We start from the raw sequence: 6907 nt of genomic DNA, 5'->3' as shown, positions 1-6907 counted from the left end.
TGTCCGGCCAGGGCATCCCCGTCCTCGCCCCGCGCAGGAACAACCGAACAGCCACCGCTCTACGCGCGGACCCAAACAAAAAAACGGCGCCCGCAGGCGCCGTCGCTTGAATCTCACATCAACCAGATCAGAACTTCGCGTCGAACTCGGCCGCGTAGCCGGTGTTGACCAGCACCTTCTGCAGGATGTCGGTGTTCTTCACGTTGCCGGCCACGATCTGCTGGGTTTCCGGGCCACGGCTGTCCATGCGGCCCGGGGTTGCGCCCTTGAAGTCGCAGACGCGGCCGCCGGCCTCGCGGACCAGCAGTACGCCGGCGGCGATGTCCCAGGCTTTCACGCCCGCTTCGAAGTAGGCGTCGGCGCGGCCGCAGGCCACGTAGGCCAGGTCGAGCGCGGCCGAACCGGTGCGGCGCACGTCTTCGGCGTGGACCAGCAGCGCGTCCACCGCCTTCAGCTGGGCGCTGGTGCGGTTGCGCTCGCGCGGGGCGAAACCGGTGTGGATCATCGCGCCTGCCAGGTCCTTGCGGTCGGCCACGCGGATGCGGCGGTCGTTCAGCACCGCACCGGCGCCACGGCTGGCGGTGAACAGTTCATTGCGGAGCGGATCGAAGATCACCGCGTCGATCGGCTCGCCGTTTTCGACCAAGGCAATGGAGACGCAGTAGTGCGGGAAGCCGCGGAGGTAGTTGCTGGTGCCGTCGAGCGGGTCGATGACCCACATGTAGCGGTTGACGGCCTGCACGCCGCCTTCCTCGCCCATGATCCCGTACTCGGGATAGGCGCGCTTGAGTTCCTTGACGATCACCTTTTCCGCATCCGCATCGACTTCACTGGCATAGTCCATGCGCCCCTTCTGCACGACGTTCAACGCCTCCAGCTTGTTGATGTTGCGCAACAGGACGTTGCCGGCGAGGCGGGCGGCCTTGACCATGACGGTGACGGCGGGTTTCTGCATGGCGAAAAGCTCCCGGAAAGGCAGAGTAGGGGGTACTGGCGGGGGAAAAGAGCGGTCCCGGCGCAGAGGCCGGTCACACAGTTTACCATTTGTGACTGTCCTGCTCGCGTTTGGCCTGTTCATGTCCACTGAATCCGCTTCCTCCCGTATCCGTTTCGTCCTCGTGGGCACCCAGCACCCCGGCAACATGGGCGCCGCCGCGCGTGCCATGAAGACCATGGGGCTGGGCCGGCTGGTGCTGGTCGCCCCCGAAAAGCCGCTGGATGAGGAAGCCTTCCGCCGCTCGGCCGGCGCCGAGGACGTGCTGGGCGACGCCCCGGTCGTGGCCACCCTGGCCGAAGCCGTGGCCGACTGCCGGCTGGTGCTCGGCTGCACCGCCCGCGCCCGCCGCGTCCAGCTGGAAGAACTGCTCCCCGGCGTGGCCGCCCAGCGCGCCCTGGCCAAGGCGGCCGAGGTCGATGGTGAGGTCGCCTTCGTGTTCGGTCGCGAGCGTACCGGCCTGACCAATGAAGAGCTGCAGCTGTGCCACCTGGCCGTGCACATTCCTTCCAACCCGGAGTTCAGCTCGCTGAACCTCGCCGCCGCCGTGCAGGTGCTGGCCTACGAGCTGCGCATGGCCAGCCTGGGTGGAGTGGAAGCGGCCGCGCCGGCCGATCCTGAACATCGTGAACAGCCGGCCAGCCACGCCCAGGTCGAAGGCCTGTTCGGCCAGCTCGGCCAGACCCTGGACGAGATCGACTTCCACAAGGGCCGCGCCCCGGATTCGGCCATGCGCAAACTGCGCCGGCTGTTCCTGCGCACCGAACTGAGCGAACAGGAAGTGCGGCTGCTGCGCGGCATTCTGGCCGACGCCCAGCGGATGGCACGCCTGGCGAACGCTAAACCCGATTGACCCGACGCACGTCTCACTTTTTCGGGTAGGCTGTCTCGATTCCTTGGGGGGAGCGGATGGGATTGCCGGTACTGCGATGGCTGCTGCAGGGAGGGGTGCTGTGTCTGGCCAGCGTCATGACGGCTGGCACCGCAGCGGCCCCCCCTGATGACACCCATTCAGGCCACGCCGAACCGGGCCATGTCCTGGTGCTGGGTCGGATCAGCGACAACCCCAAGTCACACTATGCGCAACTGCAACCCCTGCTCGACTATGTTGTTCCACGCATGCGCGATGTCGGCATCACCGAAGGCCGCATCCTGATGGCGCCCGATGCGCAGCAGATGGCCAGCTACCTGCGCCGTGGCCGGGTCGACTGGGTCACCGAAACCTCCGGCACCGCCGTCAACCTGGGCCTGCGCAGCGGCGCCCAGCCGCTGCTGCTGACCGAACGCAGCGGCGTGCGCGACTACCAGACCGTGTTTTTCGTGCGCCGCGACAGCCCCATCACCTCGCTGGCCGACCTCAAGGGCCACACCCTGGCCCTGCAGAACGTGGCCTCCACCAGCGCCTACCTGGTGCCGGTGATGACCCTGTTGCAGAACGGCCTGACCCCGGAGATCCTGTTGTCCGCGCGCGACGCGGCCGCGCCCGATACGGTGGGCTATGTGTTCGCGCGGTCGGAGGCCAACATCGCCACCTTCGTGCACAAGGGCATGGTCGATGCCGGCGCGGTCAGCAGCGTGGACTGGGCCGATCCGCATCGGATTCCGGCCGCGTTCCGCCGCGACTTCCGTGCCATCCATCGCACCGAGCCGTACCCGCGTGCGGTGGAGGTGGTGCGGGCGGGGCTGGACCCGAAAGTGCGTGACAGGTTGCAGCAGGTACTGCTGGATGCCGCCTCGGATCCGCAGGCGCAGGATGCGCTCGAGAAGTTTTTTGGTACGTCCGGGTTCCATCGGGTCGATGCGCAGATGCAGCACCGTTTGGATGAATTGAAACAGGGTCTAACACGCGTGCGGATGGAAGTGGAATGAGGCCGTTGGGTTCCGGAATGCAGTCCCGTTTCGTGTTGGCGATGGGCGGGGCGATGGTGGTGGTGGTGGCGATCGTGGCCGTGGTCCTGGGGCGCCAGGCGGCGATGCAGGAGGAGGTCAAGCACCTCAGCGGCAGCGTCATCCACGAACTGTTCGACCGCAGCGTGCGCAGCCGGGGCGAGGCCCTGGCGCGCGAGCTGTCCGACGCGCTGGCCAACCCGCTGTACTACAACGACCTGGCCCAGGTAGGTGCGCTGGTGCGCAATACCTCGCGGCAGCAGGTAGTGCGCTACGTGCTGGTGTTCGACGAGGACGGCAAGCTGATCCACGACGGTTCGACCGAAGTGATTGATTTCGGCCGCCCGATGGAAGATCCGCTGGCCGCCGGGGCAGTGGGCGCGCGCAAGCTGGTGGTGCAGCAATCGCCGAAGGTGCTCGACAACGCCATGCCGATCATGATCGGCAACCAGCGCATCGGCGGGGTCCGCGTCGGCATGGCGCTGGATGACGTGCAGGCCATGGAGCAGCGGGCCAACCTGACCCTGGGCGAGCGCCTGCAGCAGGTGGGCAAGCGCCACCTGGGCTGGCTGCTGCTGATGCTGGGCCTGCTGCTGGCCATCGGCGCGGGGGTCATCGTGTATGTGCAGCGCACCCTGGTCGGCCCGATCCGCGGGTTGGCCGCCGCCGCGCGCCAGATTGAGGCGGGTGACTATCGACCGCAGCTGAGCAACAGCAACCGCCAGGACGAAGTGGGCGAGCTGGTGCGTGCGTTCGGCCGGATGAGCGAGGCCATTGCGCGGCACGACCGCGAAGTGCGCCACATGGCCTACACCGATGCCCTGACCGGGCTGACCAACCGGCTGGCGTTCCGCGAGGCGCTGGACCACCGGCTGATGGCCGCGCGCGCGTCCAACCACCGCTTGGGCCTGTTGTTCGCCGACATGGACGACTTCAAGCGCGTCAACGACACCCTCGGCCACGAGGCCGGCGATGAAGCGCTGCTGCAGTTCGCCCAGCGCATCAGTGCGGCCGTGGCCCAGGCCGGCGGCGATGAAGCGCTGCTGGCCCGCTTTGGCGGCGACGAGTTCGTGATCCTGATCGGCGATGGCGACGTGGCGGCGAGCGCGCGCCAGCTGGCTGAACTGCTGGTCCGCGAACTGAGCAAGCCGCTGGTGGTGCAGGGCCGCGAGCTGTTCCTCGGCACCTCCATCGGCGTGACCCTGTTCCCCGACGATGCCGCCGATGCGACCACCCTGCTCAAGAATGGCGACATCGCCATGTACCAGGCCAAGGTCGCCGGCAAGAACTGCTACCGCTATTACAGCCGGGCCATGGACCATGCGGTGGAACGCCGCGTGCACATGGAGCAGGAACTGCGCGGCGCCTGGGAGCGCGGCGAGCTGCGCCTGGTCTACCAGCCCATCTTCCGTACCCGCGACCGCCGCATGGTAGGGGTCGAAGTGCTGCTGCGCTGGCAGCACCCGACCCTGGGCACTATTCCGCCCTCGGTGTTCATCGAAGTGGCCGAACAGAGTGGCCTGATCGAAGTGATCGGCCCGAAGGTGCTGCGCGCGGCCTGCATGGAAGCGGTGCAGTGGCCGCATTCGTCCGATGGCGAAGGCATGTTCGTCTCCGTCAACGTATCTCCGCGCCAGCTGCGCGGCGGCGAGCTGCCCCAGCTGGTGGCCGACTGCCTGCGTGACACCGGCCTGCCGGCCTCGCGCCTGCACCTGGAGCTGACTGAAACGGCGGTGATCGGCGATGAGATGCTGGCCGCGGCCCTGCTGGACAAGCTGCACCGCACCGGCGTGAAGGTCTGGCTGGACGATTTCGGCACCGGCTTCTCGGGGCTGAGCCACTTGCGCCAGGTGCCGGTGGACGGGGTCAAGATCGACAAGAGCTTCGTCGCCGACATGCAGCGCGACCCGGACGACCTGGCCCTGACCACGGCGATCATCGCCATGGCCCACGCGCTGGGCATCACCGTGGTGGCCGAAGGCATCGAACAGGAAGTGCAGTTCGACCTGCTGAGCCAGCGCGGTTGCGACCTGGCGCAGGGCTATTGGCTGAGCGTGCCGATCACGGCCACCGATGTCGTGGAAATGATCGAATCGGGCAGATAAAAAGGCGCCGGAAATGTTCCGGGCCCCTTGGTTGATTGATCCCGATCCCAATGGGCCCGTAACAATTCGTAGCCCCGGCCGTTGGCCGGCTGCTTTTCGTTCGGGCGTCATGAACGCCCGACGCGCGGCTTCGGAACGCCCAAACGCCGGGGTGTTGGCCGCAACCGTTGCGCGACCGTCTCCGGACGCTTGGGCCGCGCTGCGCGCGGTGTCCGGCCAACGGCCGGGGCTACGAATTGTTACGTAACGTTCAGAGGTCTGGATACGTCAGACGTCACACCGGACGTTTGCTGGAATCACCCGAAATTTCCCGCACCAGCTTCGGTACCAGGTACCCGGACAACCGCGCCGTCAGCTGCGCGTGCAGCGATTTGGCCGTTGCATCGTCCACCTCGAAATGCGCCACGCCCTGTACCCGGTCCACCTGGTACAGGTAATACGGCAGCACGCCTGCAGCAAAACTGCGCTCGCTCAGGTCCTGCAGCGCCTGCAGCGAATCGTTCACCCCGCGCAGCAGCACTGCCTGGTTGAGCAGGGTGGCGCCGGCCCCGCGCAGGCGCGCCATGGCCGCATCCACCGATGCATCGAATTCATTGGCGTGGTTGGCGTGGATCACGAACGCCACCGGCCAGGGCAGGGCGGCGATCCACTGCACCAGCTCCTCGTCCACCCGCTCAGGCAGCACCACCGGCAGGCGGCTGTGGATGCGCAGGCGGCGCAGGTGCGGAATCTGCTTCAGCGCCTGGGTCAGCTCCACCAGCTTGTGGGTGGCCAGCGACAGCGGGTCGCCGCCGGACAGGATCACCTCGTCGATGCCCGGGTCCTGCGCAATGGCGTCCACGGCCTCGCGCCAGCCCTCGCGGGCCGCGTTCTCGGTGCCGTAATCGAAATGCCGGCGGAAGCAGTAACGGCAGTTGATCGCGCAGCTGCCGGTGGTCACCAGCAGGGCACGGCCCTGGTACTTCTGGATCACCCCGGTGGCCTTGCGGGCGAGGCCATCGCCGACCGCATCCAGGGTGAAGCCCGGCGCGTGCTGCAGCTCGTCGGTCACCGGCAGTACCTGGCGCAGCAGCGGGTCGTGGCGGTCGCCCTGGCGCATGCGGGCGATGAAGCCCTGCGGCACCCGCAGCGCGAACTGCCCGGCCGCCTCGGCCGATACCGGCAGCGCGTCCGGGTCCAGCCCCAGCTGTTCCAGCAGGGTCCGCGGGTCGCGGACCGCCTCGCGCCACAGCTGCTGCCAGCGGACGGGGGTGGGCAGGGGCGTGGCGGAGAGCTGCATGGAATGGGGGCCTGCGGTTATCATAGGGAAAGCCTTTCCATTCTATCCGGCTCGCCGCGCCTGCGCGGCGTTTGCCCATTCAGGAGTTTCAGCATGGCCACTGTTGGCATGAACGACGTCAAGAACGGGATGAAGATCCTGGTCAACAATGAACCGGCGGTCATCACCGAGACCGAGTACGTCAAGCCGGGCAAGGGCCAGGCCTTCACCCGCATCAAATATCGCTTCATCCGCTCCGGTCGTGTGGTCGAAATGACCATGAAGGCCACCGATGATGTGGAAAAGGCCGACGTTGTCGACACCAACATGGATTACATGTACAGCGACGGCGAGTACTGGCATTTCATGGACCCGGAAACCTTCGAACAGGTCCAGGCCGACAAGGCCGGCATCGGCGATGCGAAGAACTGGCTGAAGGGCGAAGAGTCCTGCATCGTGACCCTGTTCAATGGCTCGCCGATCTTCGTGCAGCCGCCGAACTTCGTTGAACTGAAGATCGTCGAAACCGATCCGGGCGTCCGTGGCGACACCTCGGGTGGCGGCGGCAAGCCGGCCACCCTGGAGACCGGCGCCGTGGTCCGCGTGCCGCTGTTCGTCAACCAGGATGAAATCATCAAGGTCGACACCCGCTCGGGCGAGTAA

The 6907-nt window shown here is 66.9% G+C and carries 6 protein-coding genes; 4 read left to right on the top strand and 2 right to left on the bottom strand.

Features of this window, described 5'->3' with window-relative positions:
• Positions 1 to 127: 127 nt before the first annotated feature.
• On the bottom strand, positions 128 to 955 hold the full coding sequence (locus ACQG3P_RS18735) for an inositol monophosphatase family protein (protein ID WP_068853263.1): 828 nt from the start codon (positions 953 to 955) through the stop codon (positions 128 to 130).
• A 121-nt stretch (positions 956 to 1076) separates the two neighbouring features.
• Here ACQG3P_RS18735 and ACQG3P_RS18730 point away from each other — a divergent pair, with 121 nt between their 5' ends.
• The 3 genes from ACQG3P_RS18730 to ACQG3P_RS18720 are packed head-to-tail and all read left to right on the top strand — an operon-like array spanning position 1077 to position 4986.
• On the top strand, positions 1077 to 1847 hold the full coding sequence (locus tag ACQG3P_RS18730; protein ID WP_426805872.1) for an RNA methyltransferase: 771 nt from the start codon (positions 1077 to 1079) through the stop codon (positions 1845 to 1847).
• Between the two features lie 56 nt (positions 1848 to 1903).
• Positions 1904 to 2863: a phosphate/phosphite/phosphonate ABC transporter substrate-binding protein gene (locus ACQG3P_RS18725; protein WP_426805870.1), complete on the top strand. Its 960-nt coding sequence runs from the start codon at positions 1904 to 1906 to the stop codon at positions 2861 to 2863.
• A complete protein-coding gene (locus ACQG3P_RS18720) occupies positions 2860 to 4986 on the top strand; it encodes a putative bifunctional diguanylate cyclase/phosphodiesterase (protein WP_068853258.1) in 2127 nt (708 codons plus the stop codon). The genes ACQG3P_RS18725 and ACQG3P_RS18720 overlap by 4 nt, the downstream gene beginning before the upstream one ends.
• Before the next feature lie 274 nt (positions 4987 to 5260).
• Here ACQG3P_RS18720 and epmB read toward each other — a convergent pair whose 3' ends face one another.
• Positions 5261 to 6265, bottom strand: a complete 1005-nt coding sequence (gene epmB, locus ACQG3P_RS18715; RefSeq protein ID WP_184126582.1) for an EF-P beta-lysylation protein EpmB — start codon at positions 6263 to 6265, stop codon at positions 5261 to 5263.
• 93 nt (positions 6266 to 6358) lie between these two features.
• Between epmB and efp the strand changes: the two genes are divergently transcribed.
• The gene (gene efp, locus ACQG3P_RS18710) at positions 6359 to 6907 is read left to right on the top strand and encodes an elongation factor P (RefSeq protein ID WP_426805869.1); all 549 of its coding nucleotides are present in this window, start codon (positions 6359 to 6361) and stop codon (positions 6905 to 6907) included.

Source organism: Stenotrophomonas sp. SrG (genome assembly GCF_050031795.1).
GTDB classification, from domain to species: Bacteria; Pseudomonadota; Gammaproteobacteria; order Xanthomonadales; family Xanthomonadaceae; genus Stenotrophomonas; species Stenotrophomonas rhizophila_A.
Note: the sequence above shows the minus strand (reverse complement) of the source record. Positions and strands in the feature narration are given on the sequence as shown.

Excerpts from the sequence above, each read along its gene's own strand:
- ACQG3P_RS18735 (WP_068853263.1), bottom strand. The coding sequence starts at position 955 with ATGCAGAAACCCGCCGTCACCGTCATGGTCAAGGCCGCCCGCCTCGCC.
- ACQG3P_RS18730 (WP_426805872.1), top strand. The coding sequence starts at position 1,077 with ATGTCCACTGAATCCGCTTCCTCCCGTATCCGTTTCGTCCTCGTGGGC.
- efp (WP_426805869.1), top strand. The coding sequence starts at position 6,359 with ATGGCCACTGTTGGCATGAACGACGTCAAGAACGGGATGAAGATCCTG.
- ACQG3P_RS18725 (WP_426805870.1), top strand. The coding sequence starts at position 1,904 with ATGGGATTGCCGGTACTGCGATGGCTGCTGCAGGGAGGGGTGCTGTGT.
- ACQG3P_RS18720 (WP_068853258.1), top strand. The coding sequence starts at position 2,860 with ATGAGGCCGTTGGGTTCCGGAATGCAGTCCCGTTTCGTGTTGGCGATG.
- epmB (WP_184126582.1), bottom strand. The coding sequence starts at position 6,265 with ATGCAGCTCTCCGCCACGCCCCTGCCCACCCCCGTCCGCTGGCAGCAG.